Source organism: Sphingosinicella microcystinivorans, assembly GCF_003634215.1.
In the GTDB taxonomy this organism is placed as follows: Bacteria; Pseudomonadota; Alphaproteobacteria; order Sphingomonadales; family Sphingomonadaceae; genus Sphingosinicella; species Sphingosinicella microcystinivorans.
Genome location: NZ_RBWX01000007.1, coordinates 240928 through 257075, shown reverse-complemented (window position 1 = coordinate 257075; position 16148 = coordinate 240928). Strand labels below are relative to the sequence as shown.

17 protein-coding genes are annotated in these 16148 nt (G+C 63.8%); 8 read left to right on the top strand and 9 right to left on the bottom strand.

Annotated elements, in window-relative coordinates:
- Positions 1-37 precede the first annotated feature (37 nt).
- From DFR51_RS01555 to DFR51_RS18665, 5 genes are all read left to right on the top strand, one after another.
- Complete coding sequence (locus DFR51_RS01555; protein ID WP_121049580.1) at positions 38-967, top strand: L-threonylcarbamoyladenylate synthase; 930 nt, start codon at positions 38-40, stop codon at positions 965-967.
- A 71-nt stretch (positions 968-1038) separates the two neighbouring features.
- Positions 1039-1725 carry an aquaporin Z gene (aqpZ, locus tag DFR51_RS01550; RefSeq protein ID WP_121047294.1) on the top strand — a complete coding sequence of 229 codons (687 nt, stop codon included), beginning with the start codon at positions 1039-1041 and terminating at the stop codon, positions 1723-1725.
- Positions 1726-1785: 60 nt separating this feature from the next.
- Positions 1786-2199, top strand: coding sequence for a hypothetical protein (locus tag DFR51_RS01545; protein WP_126494557.1), 414 nt, complete (start codon positions 1786-1788; stop codon positions 2197-2199).
- A 62-nt stretch (positions 2200-2261) separates the two neighbouring features.
- Positions 2262-3752, top strand: a complete 1491-nt coding sequence (locus tag DFR51_RS01540; protein WP_121047292.1) for a flavin-containing monooxygenase — start codon at positions 2262-2264, stop codon at positions 3750-3752.
- A gap of 221 nt (positions 3753-3973) precedes the next feature.
- Positions 3974-4678 (top strand): hypothetical protein, encoded by a 705-nt coding sequence (locus tag DFR51_RS18665; RefSeq protein ID WP_126494555.1) that lies wholly within the window; start codon positions 3974-3976, stop codon positions 4676-4678.
- A 25-nt stretch (positions 4679-4703) separates the two neighbouring features.
- Here the strand turns inward: DFR51_RS18665 and msrA are convergent, their stop codons facing one another.
- A complete protein-coding gene (gene msrA, locus DFR51_RS01525; RefSeq protein WP_121047289.1) occupies positions 4704-5234 on the bottom strand; it encodes a peptide-methionine (S)-S-oxide reductase MsrA in 531 nt (176 codons plus the stop codon).
- Between the two features lie 287 nt (positions 5235-5521).
- Between msrA and DFR51_RS01520 the strand changes: the two genes are divergently transcribed.
- The 3 genes from DFR51_RS01520 to DFR51_RS01510 are packed head-to-tail and all read left to right on the top strand — an operon-like array spanning position 5522 to position 7529.
- Positions 5522-5938 (top strand): PEP-CTERM sorting domain-containing protein, encoded by a 417-nt coding sequence (locus tag DFR51_RS01520; RefSeq protein ID WP_121047288.1) that lies wholly within the window; start codon positions 5522-5524, stop codon positions 5936-5938.
- Between the two features lie 57 nt (positions 5939-5995).
- The gene (locus tag DFR51_RS01515; RefSeq protein ID WP_243445632.1) at positions 5996-6973 is read left to right on the top strand and encodes a glycerophosphodiester phosphodiesterase; all 978 of its coding nucleotides are present in this window, start codon (positions 5996-5998) and stop codon (positions 6971-6973) included.
- A gap of 25 nt (positions 6974-6998) precedes the next feature.
- A complete protein-coding gene (locus DFR51_RS01510) occupies positions 6999-7529 on the top strand; it encodes an AAA family ATPase (RefSeq protein WP_243446527.1) in 531 nt (176 codons plus the stop codon).
- A 1-nt stretch (position 7530) separates the two neighbouring features.
- On the opposite strand, the gene der is transcribed toward DFR51_RS01510, so the two are convergent.
- The 8 genes from der to guaA form a co-directional block, all read right to left on the bottom strand.
- The gene (der, locus tag DFR51_RS01505) at positions 7531-8895 is read right to left on the bottom strand and encodes a ribosome biogenesis GTPase Der (protein WP_121047285.1); all 1365 of its coding nucleotides are present in this window, start codon (positions 8893-8895) and stop codon (positions 7531-7533) included.
- A gap of 4 nt (positions 8896-8899) precedes the next feature.
- Positions 8900-10225, bottom strand: a complete 1326-nt coding sequence (locus tag DFR51_RS01500) for an outer membrane protein assembly factor BamB family protein (protein WP_121047284.1) — start codon at positions 10223-10225, stop codon at positions 8900-8902.
- On the bottom strand, positions 10225-10962 hold the full coding sequence (locus DFR51_RS01495) for a tetratricopeptide repeat protein (RefSeq protein ID WP_121047283.1): 738 nt from the start codon (positions 10960-10962) through the stop codon (positions 10225-10227). The genes DFR51_RS01500 and DFR51_RS01495 overlap by 1 nt, the downstream gene beginning before the upstream one ends.
- 54 nt (positions 10963-11016) lie before the next feature.
- The gene (panB, locus tag DFR51_RS01490) at positions 11017-11892 is read right to left on the bottom strand and encodes a 3-methyl-2-oxobutanoate hydroxymethyltransferase (RefSeq protein ID WP_121047282.1); all 876 of its coding nucleotides are present in this window, start codon (positions 11890-11892) and stop codon (positions 11017-11019) included.
- Between the two features lie 49 nt (positions 11893-11941).
- Complete coding sequence (locus DFR51_RS01485) at positions 11942-12286, bottom strand: ArsC family reductase (RefSeq protein ID WP_121047281.1); 345 nt, start codon at positions 12284-12286, stop codon at positions 11942-11944.
- A 16-nt stretch (positions 12287-12302) separates the two neighbouring features.
- On the bottom strand, positions 12303-12764 hold the full coding sequence (locus tag DFR51_RS01480) for an AAC(3)-I family aminoglycoside N-acetyltransferase (RefSeq protein ID WP_121047280.1): 462 nt from the start codon (positions 12762-12764) through the stop codon (positions 12303-12305).
- Positions 12761-14356 carry a M20/M25/M40 family metallo-hydrolase gene (locus tag DFR51_RS01475; protein WP_121047279.1) on the bottom strand — a complete coding sequence of 532 codons (1596 nt, stop codon included), beginning with the start codon at positions 14354-14356 and terminating at the stop codon, positions 12761-12763. Before DFR51_RS01475 ends, DFR51_RS01480 begins: the two co-directional genes overlap by 4 nt.
- Before the next feature lie 95 nt (positions 14357-14451).
- Positions 14452-16011 carry a glutamine-hydrolyzing GMP synthase gene (gene guaA, locus DFR51_RS01470; RefSeq protein WP_121047278.1) on the bottom strand — a complete coding sequence of 520 codons (1560 nt, stop codon included), beginning with the start codon at positions 16009-16011 and terminating at the stop codon, positions 14452-14454.
- Positions 16012-16148 lie beyond the last annotated feature (137 nt).

The window sequence follows — 16148 nt, the reverse complement described above, 5'->3', positions numbered from 1 at the left end:
GGTATAGCGGGGGGCTGTGAGCGGGCAACCTGATCTTTTGAGCACTGAAACCGTGCCGCCGGACACCGCAGGCGTGTTGCTCGCCGCCGCGCTGCTGCGCACCGGCTCGGTCGTCGCGATCCCCACCGAAACCGTCTACGGCCTCGCCGCCGACGCCACGAACCCCGACGCCATCGCCCGCATCTACGCTGCCAAAGGCCGCCCCTCGTTCAACCCCCTGATCGCCCACGTCAGCGGCGCCGACATGGCGGCCGAGCACGTTGAGACACCCCCCCTCGCCCGCCGCCTCATCGACGCTTTCTGGCCCGGCCCCCTGACACTCGTCCTGCCCCGCAAACCCGAAAGCCGCATCGCCGCCATCGTCACCGCCGGGCTCCCTACACTGGCAGTGCGCTGCCCCGATCATCCTGTTCCACAAGCCCTGATCAAAGCCCTGGGCCGCCCCCTTGCCGCCCCATCCGCCAACGCGTCCGGACAGATCAGCGCGACACGCGCAGAACACGTCTTGAAAACCCTCGGCGGCCGCATCCCGCTCGTAATCGATGGCGGTCCTTGCAAGGGTGGCATAGAATCCACGATCGTCGCGGTGGAGGGGGAACGCCTTCGCCTGCTGCGCCCCGGTGGCATCCCGCGCGAAGCGCTGGAAGCCTTCGCTCCGCTGTCGCTGGGTGGTAGCGGCATCGAAGCCCCCGGCATGATGGAGAGCCATTACGCCCCCACGAAGCCGCTCAGGCTCGAAGCGGAAACCGCCGAGGACGACGAGTTCCTGATCGGTTTCGGCCGGGTTACGGGGGACATCAGCCTGTCCCCTTCCGGCGACCCCGTCGAGGCCGCTGCCCGCCTGTTCGACTGCCTGCACGCCGCCGATGCGAACGCCGCGCGCTGCATAGCCGTCGCCCCAGTGCCCCCAGACGGCCTGGGCGCCGCGATCAACGACAGGCTTCGCCGCGCCGCCGCGCCGCGCTGATTCTCCTTGCGTCCAGTATGTGTTATGCAGCCCCGCCGCACATGACGCGGCCCTTCAGGGGAGGGTATGGCATGTTCGATCTCAAGAAACTCACAGCAGAACTCTTCGGCACCTTCTGGCTCGTTCTCGGCGGGTGCGGCAGTGCCGTCCTCGCTGCCGCATTTCCCGATGTCGGCATCGGTCTTGCCGGCGTCAGTCTCGCGTTCGGCCTTACCGTGCTTACGATGGCTTTTGCCTTGGGTCCGATTTCGGGCGGGCACTTCAATCCCGCCGTCACGCTCGGTCTCGCCGCGGGCGGGCGCTTCGCGTGGAAGGACGCACCGGGCTATATCGTGGTGCAGGTGGTGGGCGCCATCCTCGCGGCACTCGTGCTTTACGCGATCGCGAGCGGCAAGGCAGGCTACGCGGGCGGTCTTGCTTCGAACGGCTTTGGCGAACATTCGCCGGGCGGCTATTCGATGACCTCGGCGCTTTGGACCGAGATCGTGATGACGTTCGGCTTCCTGATCGTGATCCTCGGCGCGACAGCAAAGCGCGCTTCACCCGGCTTTGCCCCTATTGCGATCGGGCTCGCGCTGACCCTGATCCACCTCATCAGCATTCCGGTGACGAACACGTCGGTGAACCCGGCGCGTTCGACGGGGCCGGCACTGATCGAGGGTGGGATCGCGCTGCAACAGCTGTGGTTCTTCTGGGTTTACCCGATCGTCGGCGCGCTGGTTGCGGGCTTTGTATACAAAGTAGCCTGGGACGAATGATGCGTTGACATGCTCACTATTGCGAATGATTATCAATATATTCGCTATAGGGAGCGCATCATGGCGACAATTGCCGACACAGCCGCGTATCGGGGCAGGCCTTGGCTGAACCTGCCCCCTGACAGCCGGACGATTCTGTGGGCGCTGCGGCGGCTGGTGATCGGATGGCCGCGCCCGCCGTGCCTGCACGCGGCGCTGATCGAGGCTTACGGCGACAATGCCTGCGGCATCGAGCACCTGCTGCGCTGCCTGCTGACGGGCATCGCCATGCACGGCACGCAGCGGCTGGAGATCGGCGCGCCCTGCTGCGCGGCGCTGCTGCCGCACGAGGCGGAACTGCTGGAAGCGATCGGGCTCGACGGCGCCGAACCCGACCCGTCGGCGCTGGTCCGGCTTTGCGACAATCCCGCGGCCGCCCCGCTTTCGGTGATCGCCGCAGGCATTCGCACAGCCGTGATTTGCGCTGCGCATTAGGAGAGTTTCCCGGCGCGTGCGTCTGATTTATGTTCCGCTCAAATCAGCGGAAGAGGGACCGCATGACCGAACATTTCGACATGATCGTCGTGGGCGCAGGCATTTCAGGCATCGGCGCCGGGGTACACCTGCAAAAACACTGCCCGGATCGCAGCTACATGATCCTGGAAGGCCGCCCGAACATCGGCGGCACGTGGGACCTGTTCCGCTATCCCGGCATCCGCTCCGACAGCGACATGTACACGCTCGGCTTCAACTTCAAACCGTGGACCGACCAGAAGGCAATCGCCGACGGCGATTCCATCCTGCGCTATCTCGATGAAACCGCGCGCGAATACGGCCTCTACGAGAAGATCCGCTTCGGCCACCATGTCGAGGCCGCCGCGTGGGATTCGCGCACCGCACGCTGGACGGTGACGGCACGAACCGACGGCAAACCCGTGCAGTTCACCTGCAACTTCCTTTACATGTGCTCGGGCTATTATCGCTACGACGCCGGCTATACGCCGCAGTTCGAGGGCGCGGAAAACTTCCGGGGCCGCATCATCCATCCGCAGCACTGGCCGCAAGACCTCGACTATGCGGGGAAGCGCGTGGTCGTGATCGGTTCGGGCGCAACCGCCGTCACGCTCGTGCCCGAAATGGCGAAGACCGCGCATGTCACCATGCTGCAGCGCTCGCCGACCTACATGGTCTCGCGGCCTGCCGAAGACCGCTTCGCGAACTGGCTGCGGCGCTGGCTGCCGCCGATGCTCGCCTACAACATCGTGCGCTGGCGCAACGTCGCGCTGCAGCAGTGGGTCTTCCGCCTTGCGCGCAGCAAGCCCGAGAAGCTGAAAAAGAAGCTTCTGGGCGGCGTCCAGGATCTTCTCGGTCCCGACTATGACGTGAAGACGCACTTCACGCCGACGTACAACCCGTGGGAGCAGCGGCTCTGCCTCGTCCCGGACCACGATCTGTTCGATGCGATCCGCGAAGGCCGCGCCGAGGTCGCGACCGACCATATCGACCGCTTCACGCAAACCGGCATCCTGCTCAAATCAGGCAAGACGCTGGAGGCGGACATCATCGTCACCGCAACCGGCCTCGAACTGCTGTTCATGGCCGGGATCGACGTGACGCTCGACGGCCGCAAGGTCGCGTTCCCGAAGACCTACGGCTACAAGGGCATCATGTTCTCGGGCGTGCCGAACCTCGCGGTGGCGTTCGGATACACCAACGCCTCGTGGACGCTGAAAGCGGACCTCACCAGCGAGTATCTGTGCCGCGTGCTCAATCACATGACGGAAACCGGCACCGACGTCGCAACGCCCACACTCGATGATCCCGCCATGGAATCGGAACCGTGGATCGACTTCTCCTCGGGCTATTTCAAGCGCGGGCTTCACCAGTTCCCGAAGCAGGGCAAGGCGCTGCCGTGGCGGCTTAACCAGAACTATGCCGGCGACGTGAAGATGTTCCGCCACGCGCCCGTCGACGACGGCGTGCTGCGCTTCAGCAAGGCGGCGGATGCGACGGCGCAGCGCGCCCCGGAGGCGATCGCGGCCGAGTAGGCTGGATCAGTTCCCACGGAATGATGCGCTTGGTTGCAAGCTCAGCGCTATGTGTAGATATGCGCAAGTGGAATTGTGCACTTTCGCAGACGTGAGAGGCGCCCGAACGCACAGTTCACAGCGGCTTGTCGGAGCGTCATGTTGGGAAAACGGGATTTTATCAAGACTGCCAAGCGTGCTCTTGTTGTCGTGGCACTCCTCGCAGCAATCCTGGTGTTATTATGCATTCTATTTTTTATTCTGATTGGCTTTACTCTCATAGCCGACCCAAAACATGCAGAGATACGAGGCATCTCGATCGGCATGACGGCAGCCATCTCCTTGCTCACCTTGCCCGTTTTTTTGGAATATACCGCGCAACGAATTATCTAAAAAAATTCGAAAAAAAAACATCCCTAAAACCAAACATAAACACTCAATACATTATATATAATCATTCCATTCCACATAGAGTTATTTTTCCAATACAAACAGCTTCATTCGCACTGCTATTTTCACCATTTTTTATCATTAATTATAAATATCACAATACAAATGTAAATTTGTTTATATTTTTACCAGTTTTCATTGCATATATGATTATTGCATTATTTTTGTATCATCATATAATAAAATATTCTAAAAATTTTTTTAGAAAGAAATTTAAAGATCACGCAGAAGCATGGACAAATGAAGAGGGCATTGTATTTAAAGAATTTGGACTTCTTCCTTGGCGTAACATAATGAGGTTCACTCGGAGGAGCTTTCGGGGAAACGACTTCATTCTGGTGCATGGAAGCAACCTTCCCGAAAATTTCAAACGGTATAGGTTTCCTTTTACAGAGAGCATAGTTATCGGCCTCGGCAAGGCCGTTGAGGAACCGAAAGTCATATTAGAGGCGCTGCAAGCGGAACACGCCCGCCATCAGCCAAGCGCAAGCGCCTAGAACCGGTTACAGCCTCAACTCAGCTTCAACCTTTAAGGCGATCCGCGTATTTTTCGCGAAACTTCCGGACCTTGGGACCTACGACGTAGTTGCAGTAGGGCGTCGTGTCGCCTGTGCGCGCGTAATATTCCTGGTGATAGTCCTCCGCCGGATACCAGGTGCCATCCTCGATGGTCGTGACCACCGGGTCCGGCCACAGCGCCGCCGCCTTCACGATCGCCGCCTCCGCTTCCGCCCGCTGCGCATCGTTTTGAGGGAAGATCGCGGAACGGTACTGCGTGCCGACATCGTTCCCCTGCCGATTGAGCGTCGTCGGGTCGTGAATGTGGAAGAAGATGTCGAGCAGCTCTTCGTAGCTGACGATCGCTGGATCGAAATGGATCAGGATCGCTTCGGCGTGGCCGGTGTCGCCCCCGCAGATTTCCTTGTAGGTCGGGTTTTCCGTGTGCCCGCCGATATAGCCGGATTCAACCGCCGTAACCCCCTGAAGATCATCATAGATCGCTTCCACACACCAGAAGCACCCGCCTGCGAGGATCGCGGTTTCCGTGGACATTTCACGCATGCTCCATTCATTCGGCGACCGGCAACTGCGGCGGCATGCCGCAAGTCGGCGTTCTGGCAATTAACCACCGACATTATGTATATTCGCGGCAACAGAATACAATTTGTTGCGCGTTAATACCGCTTGAGAGCCGCGTCAGGCTTGTAAATGCGGGATTAATCCATAACACTATAGTAACCAATCAACGCTCGCAGCGGGGCCGTGTCGCGAGCGTAATGACACAAAGTATCAACGGGGCCCGCCACGCTTAGCGCGGCGCGTATAGGGCAGGTTTGGTTATGAATATCGCTGCTGCTGGAAAGTTGGCGCTGTGCATCTGCACCGGCGCCGTGGTTGGTGCCGGGGTAAATGAAGCCCGTCATAACGCCGACAAACCGAAGGCCGTGAAGACGGCATCGAAGAGCCCTGCCCGCAAGGTCGTGCAGTTCCCGTGCGAACCCTACATCGTGCAGGACCAGATGATGCGCGATGCCCAGATCCCCAGCGACTTCGAGGCGACCGACCTTCCCGAATATGCCGAGCTGATCCTGCCGGGCGGCTCGGGCAGCGGTGGCGGACAGGAAGGCGGCGGTGGCGGCGAGCCCGGCGGCGGCGGAACCAACCCTGTTCCGGAACCAGCCATGCTTGCCCTCTTCGGGCTTGGCGCGGCGGGCCTGATCGGCGGCCGCAAATATCTCTTCCGTCGCAAAATCTGAATACAACCGCGCTAGCGAAGGGGCATGAGACTTTTCCTTGCCCTTTCACTCTCGCTCATGCTTGCTTCAGGCGTGAACGCTGCTGACCGCCCCATCGTGATCGCGCATCGCGGCGCGAGCGGCCTGCTTCCCGAGCACACGATCGCCGCCTACACGCGCGCCATCGACGACGGCGCGGATTTCATCGAACCCGATCTCGTTCCGACACGCGACGGCGTGCTCGTCGCGCGGCATGAAAACGAGATTTCGGGGACCACGGACGTGGCTTCGCGCGCGGAATTCGAAGATCGCAAGACCACCAAGACCATCGACGGCGCTTCCGTGACCGGCTGGTTCACCGAAGACTTCACGCTCGCCGAACTGAAAACGCTGCGCGCCCGCGAGCGCCTGCCCGAGCTGCGCGGCACAGCGAATGACGGCCGATTCGTGATTCCGACGCTGGATGAGATCATCACGCTCGCCAAGGCGCGCGGTGTGGGCATCTACCCCGAGACCAAGCACCCGTCCTACTTCGCCTCCATCGGCCTGCCGCTTGAAGCGACGCTGATCGCCGCACTCGACGCGGCAGGCTGGCGCGATGCCGCAGCGCCGGTCTTCATCCAGTCGTTCGAAGTGAACAATCTGAAGCAGCTGAACACGATGACGGGCGTGCGCCTGATCCAGCTCGTCGCGGCCGAAGGCGGGCCTGCGGACGGCGCGCGCGGGAGCTATGCAGAAATGCTGACGCCGGAGGGCCTGAAAGCCGTCGCGGCCTATGCGGACGGCATCGGACCCGAGAAGACGCTGGTGATTCCGCGCGGCGCGGACATGCGCCTTGCCGCACCCACCCGGCTGGTGGCAGACGCGCACGCGGCAGGCCTGAAAGTGCATCCGTGGACATTCCGCGCGGAGAATTATTTCCTCCCCGCCGACCATCGAAAAGGCGAAGACCCGCGCGCGCACGGCGATCTCGTCGGCGAAATTCGCGCCTATCTTGCCGCGGGCATCGATGGGCTGTTCAGCGACTTCACGGCCGAGGCCGTCACTGCACACTAGCGTCGATGCACCGTCCGCGCGGCATGTGGTGCTGTCCGGCTGCTCGGGCGGCGGGAAATCCACCTTGCTGACGGAACTCGCGCGCCGGGGACATGCGATTGTGACCGAGCCCGGTCGCCGCATCGTGGAGGAGGAATTGCGGGGCGATGGCGGCGCGCTGCCTTGGGTGAATCCGGCGGCGTTCGCCGCTCGCGCCCTTGCGGTCGCGGCCGACGATCGGGCGCACGCGCCCACAGGAAGCGGATGGACATTTTTCGATCGTGGCCTCGTCGATGCCGCGCTGGCCCTCCAGCACGCCGCCGGACAACCTGCGTCCGTGACGTTGGCGCCGTTCGCCCCCTATCACGACACGGTGTTCATGACGCCGCCCTGGCCGGAAATCCATGTCGCCGACAGGGCGCGGCGGCACGGCATGGATGCCGCGATCGCCGAATATGACCGTCTGCTGATCGGCTATCGCGCACTCGGCTATGAAACCGTCATCCTGCCGAAGACCTCCGTGGAAGAACGGGCGCGTTTCGTGTTGCGCCGGATCGGGTCGTTACCGGAGGCCTAAACTATTTTTCGCGATCGAAGGGGTTCTTCCCGCCGCGCAGCGTCAGGCGGATCGGCACGCCGGTGAAGCCGAGATCGTCGCGGAGCGAATTCGCGAGATAACGCCGATAGCTTTCGGGAAGCTCGGTGAGCCGGTTTCCGAAGATCACGAACGAGGGCGGGCGCGCCTTCACCTGTGTGACGTAGCGCAGCTTCAGGCGTTTGCCATCGGGTGCGGGCGGCGGATTGCGCTCGAGCGCGCCTTCGAACCAGCGATTGAGACGGCTGGTCGGCACGCGCTGGCTCCACGCATCACGCTGCTCGAAGGCTGCCTTGAGCAGCGTATCGAGACCCTTGCCGGTCATCCCCGAAACCGCGAGCAGCGGCACGCCCTTGATCTGCGCGAGCCCCTCGTCGAGCGCCTTGCGGACGCCCTGGAACAAGCGCGACTGATCCTCCGCCGCGTCCCACTTGTTGAGCGCGATGACGAGTGCGCGGCCTTCCTCGATCACCATGTCGGCGATGCGCAGATCCTGCGCTTCGAGGCCGAGCGTCGCATCGAGCAGCAGCACGACAACCTCGGCGAAATCGACGGCGCGGCGGGTATCGGCGACCGAGAGCTTTTCCAGCTTCTCGTGCACCTTCGCCTTCTTGCGAACGCCCGCGGTGTCGATCAGGCGCACCGGGCGGCCTTCCCAGCTCCACTCGATCTCGATGCTGTCGCGCGTGATCCCCGCCTCCGGGCCGGTGACGAGACGATCCTGACCGAGCAGCGTGTTGATGAGCGTGGACTTGCCGGCGTTCGGACGCCCGACGATGGCGAGCTTGAGCGGACCCGCCTCTTCGTCTTCACCTTCGAACGCATCGCCCGCCGCGGCGATGGCGGCGTCAACGTGCGGGGCCAGCGCCTCGAACAGATCAGCGAGACCCTCGCCGTGCTCGGCGGAGATGCCGACCGGCTCACCGAAGCCAAGCGCATAGGCTTCAAGGATGCCCGAATCGCCCGAGCGGCCTTCCGCCTTGTTGGCGACGAGTACCACGGGCACCTTCGCGGTGCGCAGCCAGTCCGCGAAATGCCGGTCCATCGGCGTGAGACCGGCGCGGGAATCGATGACGAGCAGCGCCGCCGACGCATCTTCGAGCGCCGCTTCGGTTTGCAGGCGCATCCGGCCGGAAAGCGTCTCCGGCCCGGCATCCTCGAGGCCCGCCGTGTCGACGGCGATGAAATCGAGATCGAACAGCTTTGCCTCACCCTCGCGGCGGTCGCGCGTGACGCCCGGCGTATCGTCGACGAGCGCGATGCGCTTGCCGACGAGCCGGTTGAAGAGCGTCGACTTGCCGACGTTCGGGCGCCCAATGATGACGACCTTGGGCTTTTTGTTGGCCATGGCTCTAACGGTATGCGCTCAGGCGGCCGTCTTCGGAGAGGATATAGAGCGTGTTGTCGGCCACCACAGGCTCAAGGAAGATGTCCTTCCCGACCTCTTTCGTGGACAGGACGGCGCCGTCCGCCGGCGATACGGCGGTGAGATCACCCTCGCTGTTGACGAGATAGAGGCGATCCGACGCCAGCACCGGCCCCTGCCAGATGATCGGGTTCTTGCGCTTCTTGACGTTGCGCCAGCGCGGAAGCTGCGTCACCCAGCGCACGCGGCCATCGGAGCGCTGCACCGCCACGAGCTCGCCCTCAACGGTCACCGCGAAGATGTATTCGCCCGCCACCCACGGCATGGAGGTGCCCGCGAGGTTGCGCTCCCAGACGCGCTGGCCGGTGGAAAGATCAAGCGCCACCATGCGGCCGCCGTGACCGATCGCGTAGACGCGGCCATCGCTGATCACCGCCGACGCATCGATGTCGCTGAGCGCGGCGAGCGAGGTCGTGGAGCCGGTGCGGTTGAGCGCATCCTGCCAGACGCTGCGGCCGTTTTCGACGCGGAGCGCGATGAGCTCGCCGCTCGAGAAGCCGACAACCGCCGTGCCGAGCGCAACAGCGGGCGACGCGGCGCCGAGCAGACCGGCGGGTTCGACGGTCGCGGCGTTTTCCCAAAGCGTTTCACCGGTCGCGGTGGAGAGCACCTGCAACTGGTTGTCCTGCGTCATCACGAAAAGCTGCGTGCCCTCGACAGCCGGCGCACCCCGCAGCGGCATACCGATGTCCACGCGCCACGCCTGCGCACCCGACGCGGCGTCGTAGGCGGCAACGAGGCCGTAGCCCGAAGTCGCGTAGACGCGGGCGCCATCGGTCGCGACACCGCCGCCGAACGCGACGTTCTGGGATTCGCCGTCCTTGCGGAGCGTCGCAGACCAGAGCTGGCCGCCGTTCGCGGCGCTGAACGCGCGAACCTCCGCCTGGGTATCGATCGTGTAGACGCGCCCGCCGGAGACCACCGGACCCGACGTCAGCCGTTTTGTCCGATCGCTGCCGCTACCGATCGACACCGACCAGGCCCGCGACGGATTGTCCCGCAGGCTGAGATGCCCGAGCGCCTTCGACGCGCTGCCGCCCGGCTGCGTCCACTCCGCATTGGCGACGGGCGGCGGAAGTGTGACCGTGATGTTCGCAAGATCGGGGTCGGCGGTCGTGCGTGCCTCGTAGCTGAGCACGGCAAGACGCTCTCCGGCGATCTTCGACTTGTTCTTGTCTCCGCCGCCGCGGAAAATTCCGCAGCTGGCAAGTGCCACGACCAGCGGCACGACGACGATTAGCGATTTACGCATCAATTCTTTCCGGTTGTCGGTTCGGCTGCCGGAGCATCCGCCGCAGGTGCAACGTCGGGGAGGCTGCCGAGCGAGGCGGCGAGCTGCTGCGCGCGCTGGCGCAGCGACGGTGCGATGGTTTCATCTGACGAGATCGCCGCGAAGATCGGCCCGGCGAGTTCGGGCTTGCCCTCGGCCATGTAAGCGACCGCAAGCATCTCTCCGGCAACGCCGAACCAAGGCGCGCCGGGCTGCGCGAGCGGCTTCAGGCGCGTCACGACATCGGCGGGTGCGAGCGTATCATATTCGACGCGTACGGCGGTGATCGTCGCAAGGTCGCGCAGCGGCTGCGGCAGCTTCGTGTCGGCGGCGAGCATCTTATATTCGGCAAGCGCAGTGGCATTGTCGCCATTTTCGACAGCGCGCGACGCCTTGGTGAACCGCGCAAGCGCCGTGTAGCCGCCGTAGTCGCCCGAAGCGAAGCGATCGATTTCCTGAGCCGCCTTGGCGTTGCCGATCTCCAGCCCCTGCAGCGCCGCTGAATATTCCTCGCTGAGCACGCCGACCTTACGGATCTGCTCTTCACGCCACCAGAGGAACCCGGCGAGCGCAACAAGACCCGCGCCGACCGCAATGACGATCCAGCGGCCATAACGGCTCCAGAAGCCCGCAAGCTGATCCTTGCGAACTTCCTCATCAACCTCGCGGAAGAAGACGTCTTCGGGCGCCGTGCCCGATGGTTCCCTGGCCAATGTCATGCCTCTCAAAATGTGCGCGGGACCATAGCGATGGCCGCGCGCGCACGCAAAACCCTATTTTTCCTCGTCGGCGCGGTAGAGGTTGTCTTCCGTGGGGAAGGTCCGCGCGCGCACCTCGCCCGCATAAGCCTTCACCGCATCGGCCACGACCTTCGACATCGTACCGTAACGCTTCACGAACTTCGGCGTCCGTTCAAAGAGCCCGAGCATGTCTTCGGTGACCAGGACCTGCCCATCGCACTGCGCAGAAGCACCGATACCGATCGTGGGGCACGCTACAGTCTTCGTGATCTCGATGGCGATCGGCTCCATCACGCCTTCGATGACGATCGAGAAGGCGCCCGCATCGGCCATCGCCGTGGCATCGGCAACGATCGATCGCGCCTCCACATCGCTCTTGCCGCGCACGCCGTAGCCGCCGAGGATATTCACCGCCTGCGGGGTGAGGCCGACATGCGCCATCACCGGGATGCCGCGCGAAGTGAGAAACTCCACCGTCGGCGCGAGCACCTTGCCGCCTTCAAGCTTGACGGCGGCAGCGCCGGTTTCCTTGAGGAGCCGCGAGGCGTTGGTGAACGCCTGCTCGGGCGAAGCCTCGTAGCTGCCGAACGGCATGTCGACGATGACGGCAGCGTGATAGCTGCCGCGCACGACGGCCGCGCCGTGCGCGCACATCATTTCCATCGTCACCGCAACCGTGTGCGGCAGACCGTAGATCACCTGCCCCAGCGAATCGCCGACGAGCAGCATGTCGCAGTGCGGGTCCATGATCTGCGCCATGCGGACCGTGTAGGCGGTCAGCATCACGAGCGGCTCGCCGCCCTTGCGCTGCCGGATACGCGGCACCGTGAGGCGCTTCATCGGTGCCGGGGTGGGGTTGGCACGGCTCGTCGAGGTGTCGAGCGTGAGCGTCATCGAGGTCGTAGACATGGGCGGCTTGTAACGCCTCAGCGCAGACGTGGAAAGCGTCGGGGAAAGCTCAGTGAAGCGCGGCGGCGTAAACCTCCGGCTTGAAACCGGCGAGGCGCGCCTTGCCGTTATCCAGAATGGGGCGCTTGATCATTGAAGGCTGTGCCAGCATCAGGTCGACCGCTTTCTGCGCGTCGAGGTTTTGGCGGTCCGCATCCGGCAGCTTGCGGAAGGTCGTTCCGGCGCGGTTGAGCACGGTTTCCCAGCCGAGTTCCTTAACCCACGCTTCGAGGCGGGGCCGATCGATGCCCGCCTTCTTGTAGTCGTGGAAAGTGTAGTCGATGCCGCCGGCTTCAAGCCAGGTACGCGCCTTCTTCACCGTGTCGCAGTTCGGGATACCGTAGAGCGTGACCATTGAGACCTCATTTTGTTCATTGGCTCATGCGCCTTACGGGGATGTCGAAATGCATCACATCCTCGCGCACGCCGAGCCCCGTGTAGAGCGCGACGGCCGGATCGTCACCATAGTCAGCCTGAACGTAGATGACCCACACGCCGCGCTCTAAAGCAATGGCCTGAAGCTGCCGGATGAGCGCGGTCGCAATGCCCTGCCTCTGGTGCGCTTCCGCAACGGCGAGATCGTAGATGTAGACCTCAGACCGCTCCTGCTCGAACTTGTCCAGCACATAGGCCGCAAGACCGCCGACAACGGCACCATCCTGCTCGGCAACAAGCGCGATGAACGTGTCCCTCTCCAGCAGACGTCGGAGCCATGCATCGCCGGGCGGTTTTGACGCGTAGCTTTCGGCATCGCCGAACACGGTTGCGAACAGCGCGTTCATGGCGCGCAGGCCTGCGAGATCCCCCGCACCGAGCTTTCGAACGGTGATCATTCCGGCGTACGCCGTTCCGTGTTCGGATAACGGACGCCGAGCTGTTCCATATAAGAGCCGTAGCGGGCCGGGTTGTAGTAGTGCTTCCGCAGCTCTGGCCGGAATTCGTCCATCCGCTTGCGGTTGAGCAGGATCGGCGGCGTATCCTCCGCCGACAGGAAGGGCACGTACTTCTGGTCCTTCGTCTGCACATCGGTGAAATAGGCCTTTGCCCCGGTGAGAAGCGCGGGCTTCGTCATCAGATCGAGGACCGTCATCGCCATCGCCTTCGCGCCGTTCACGACGCCCTTGTGCGCGATCGGCGTCGCCATCGCGATCGCCGAGCCCCAGTGATGCGCGGGGATGCCGGGGATGTTCGAGGGATAGGTGAGCGTGATCGTCGGCACCGTCCACGAAATGTCGCCGATGTCGTCCGAGCCGCCGATGTAATTCTCTTCGGGTGGCGGACGCAGAGCATCGACCTTCGCCTTAAGGCCGTCCTCGGGTGCGCCGAGATTGTGCTGCACGGTCTTCGCGAAGGCCTGATCGTCCGCGCTCCATGTGGGCATTCCCACCGCGCTGATGTTCGCCCACGCCGCCTCGGCGAGCGGCTTGTTGAAGTGCCGGGGCGCCGCGACACCCAGGATGCGCCGCGATACCTTCGTGTCGGTCATGGCCGCGGCGGCGTCTGCGATGCGGTTGCCGATCGCGAAATTTTCAAGAATGCGATCGAAGCTCTGCTCGCGGAAATAATACCAGACCGATGCCTGCGGCGGTACGACATTGGGCTGATCGCCGCCGTTGGTGATGACATAGTGCGAACGCTGCTGCAGGCGCAGATGCTCGCGCCGCATGTTCCAGCCCATGTTCATCAGTTCGACCGCATCGAGCGCGCTGCGCCCGAACCACGGCGAGGCACCCGAATGCGCGGCCTTGCCATCGAACGTGTAGGACGCCGAAATCATCCCCGTGCCTGCAGCCTCGCCCCAGCTCGTCGTGAAGCCGCTCGACACATGCGCGAAGAGCACCGCGTCGGCTTCCTTGAACACGCCCGCGCGGACGAACCACGCCTTGCCGCTCAAAAGCTCTTCGGCGACGCCCGGCCAGATCATGAGGCGGCCCGGAATGCCTTCGCGCTGCATCACCTCCTTGGCGGCGAGCGCCGCGACCACCACGAGCGGGATGCCGCTGTTGTGCCCCTCGCCATGCCCCGGCGCGCCCGCGACGATGGGATCATGATACGGAACGCCGGGCTTCTGCGAGGCCTGCGGCACGCCGTCGATATCGCTGCCGAGCGCAATCAGCGGCCCGCCGCTGCCCCACGTCGCCGTCCAGCCCGTCGGCAGCCCGGCAACGCCGCGCGTGACCTTGAAGCCGTTCTTTTCGAGAATGCCGGTAACGTAGCGGCTGGTTTCGGATTCTTCGAAACCGATCTCGCCGAAGCTGAAGATCGAATCGGTCATCTGCTGCGCGAGTTTTCCGCGCGCCTCGACGGCCTTGACGACTTCGGCTTTCAGCGCGGCGGTTTCAGCCGCAATTGCCGAACCCGAAAGGAGCGCGAGGCAGACCGCAACCCCGCCCACAAGCGCCGAACCGCGAAATCCCTGCTTCATGTCCCACCCTCCCGAAAGCCGATCAACAAACGTGTATCGGCGAACTTGCCATCCGGCTTTCGGGAAAGCCAATGCCTATCGAGGCCTTGGGCGCCTTACTCCCACTCGATCGTGCCGGGAGGCTTCGAGGTGTAGTCGTAGACGACGCGGTTGATGCCCTGCACTTCGTTCACGATGCGGGTGGCGACGCGGCTGAGGAACGCGGAGTCGAAGGGATAGACGTCGGCGGTCATCCCATCGACCGAGGTGACGGCGCGCAGTGCGCAGACGCGGTCGTAGGTACGGCCGTCGCCCATCACGCCGACGGTGCGCACGGGAAGCAGCACGGCGAACGCCTGCCAGATCGCGTCGTAAAGGCCCGCCTTGCGGATCTCTTCGAGGTAGATGCGGTCCGCCTTGCGCAGCGTGTCGCACTTTTCCTTGTCGACCTCTCCGGGGATGCGGATGGCAAGGCCCGGGCCGGGGAATGGATGGCGGCCGACGAACGCTTCGGGGAGGCCGAGTTCGCGGCCAAGCGCGCGCACCTCGTCCTTGAAGAGTTCGCGCAAGGGCTCGACGAGCTGCATGTTCATGCGCTCGGGCAGGCCGCCGACGTTGTGGTGGCTCTTGATCGTGACGGACGGCCCGCCGGTGAACGAGACGCTTTCGATGACGTCCGGGTAGAGCGTGCCCTGCGCGAGGAAATCCGCGCCGCCGATCTTCTTCGCTTCGGCTTCGAACACATCGATGAAGGTCTTGCCGATGAACTTGCGCTTGGCTTCGGGATCGGAGACCCCCGCGAGGCCCGAGAGGAACAGCTCCTCCGCATCCACATGGACGAGCGGGATGTTGTAGGCGCCGCGGAACAGCGAAACGACTTCCTCGGCTTCCTGCGAACGCATCAGGCCGTGATCGACGAAGACGCAGGTGAGCTGGTCGCCGATCGCCTCGTGAATCAGCACCGCCGCAACCGCGGAATCGACGCCGCCCGACAGGCCGCAGATGACCTTGCCCTTGCCGACCTGCTTGCGAATGTCGGCGATCTTCGCATCGCGGTAGCCCGCCATCGACCAGTCGCCCGAGCAGCCCGCGACGTGGCGGACGAAATTCGAGAGCAGCTTCGCGCCGTCCGGCGTGTGAACGACCTCCGGGTGGAACTGAACGCCGTAGAAGCGGCGTGCGTCGTCCGCGATGGCGGCGAAGGGCGCGCCGTCCGACTTCGCCACAACTTCGAAGCCCTGCGGAATCGCCTCCACGCGGTCGCCGTGGCTCATCCAGACCTGATGCTTCTCGCCGGCGGTCCAGAGACCGTCGAACAAATGGCAATCGCGCACGATATCGATAAAGGCGCGCCCGAATTCGCGGTGGTCCGACGGCGTGACCTTGCCGCCGAGTTCGGCGCACATCGTCTGCTCGCCGTAGCAGATGCCGAGCACCGGCACGCCCGCCGCGAACACGGCCTGCGGCGCCTTCGGGCTTGCGCCTTCGGTGACCGAGGCGGGACCGCCGGACAGAATGATGCCCTTGGGCTTCAGCCGTTCGACCGCCGCCTCGCCAGCGGAGAACGGCACGATCTCGCAGTAAACCCCCGCCTCGCGCACGCGCCGGGCGATGAGCTGCGTCACCTGGCTGCCGAAATCGAGAATGAGGATGGAATCGCCGTGGGGAACGGTCACGCGGGGCCTCGATGGTCAAAACGTGGGAATGCCGGCCGGGTTAGCCTTGGCGCGGATGCGTGTCCAGTGGCGGGGGCGCGCTGTCGCAACTTCGGAAACGGAATCACACGAAAGCTTCCCCGAATCGTCACACCACT

Excerpts from the sequence above, each read along its gene's own strand:
- aqpZ (WP_121047294.1), top strand. The coding sequence starts at position 1,039 with ATGTTCGATCTCAAGAAACTCACAGCAGAACTCTTCGGCACCTTCTGG.
- DFR51_RS01540 (WP_121047292.1), top strand. The coding sequence starts at position 2,262 with ATGACCGAACATTTCGACATGATCGTCGTGGGCGCAGGCATTTCAGGC.
- DFR51_RS01485 (WP_121047281.1), bottom strand. The coding sequence starts at position 12,286 with ATGGTCACGCTCTACGGTATCCCGAACTGCGACACGGTGAAGAAGGCG.
- DFR51_RS01545 (WP_126494557.1), top strand. The coding sequence starts at position 1,786 with ATGGCGACAATTGCCGACACAGCCGCGTATCGGGGCAGGCCTTGGCTG.
- panB (WP_121047282.1), bottom strand. The coding sequence starts at position 11,892 with ATGTCTACGACCTCGATGACGCTCACGCTCGACACCTCGACGAGCCGT.
- DFR51_RS01500 (WP_121047284.1), bottom strand. The coding sequence starts at position 10,225 with ATGCGTAAATCGCTAATCGTCGTCGTGCCGCTGGTCGTGGCACTTGCC.
- DFR51_RS01520 (WP_121047288.1), top strand. The coding sequence starts at position 5,522 with ATGAATATCGCTGCTGCTGGAAAGTTGGCGCTGTGCATCTGCACCGGC.
- DFR51_RS01480 (WP_121047280.1), bottom strand. The coding sequence starts at position 12,764 with ATGATCACCGTTCGAAAGCTCGGTGCGGGGGATCTCGCAGGCCTGCGC.
- DFR51_RS01495 (WP_121047283.1), bottom strand. The coding sequence starts at position 10,962 with ATGACATTGGCCAGGGAACCATCGGGCACGGCGCCCGAAGACGTCTTC.
- DFR51_RS01475 (WP_121047279.1), bottom strand. The coding sequence starts at position 14,356 with ATGAAGCAGGGATTTCGCGGTTCGGCGCTTGTGGGCGGGGTTGCGGTC.
- msrA (WP_121047289.1), bottom strand. The coding sequence starts at position 5,234 with ATGTCCACGGAAACCGCGATCCTCGCAGGCGGGTGCTTCTGGTGTGTG.
- DFR51_RS18665 (WP_126494555.1), top strand. The coding sequence starts at position 3,974 with ATGCATTCTATTTTTTATTCTGATTGGCTTTACTCTCATAGCCGACCC.
- DFR51_RS01515 (WP_243445632.1), top strand. The coding sequence starts at position 5,996 with ATGCTTGCTTCAGGCGTGAACGCTGCTGACCGCCCCATCGTGATCGCG.
- der (WP_121047285.1), bottom strand. The coding sequence starts at position 8,895 with ATGGCCAACAAAAAGCCCAAGGTCGTCATCATTGGGCGCCCGAACGTC.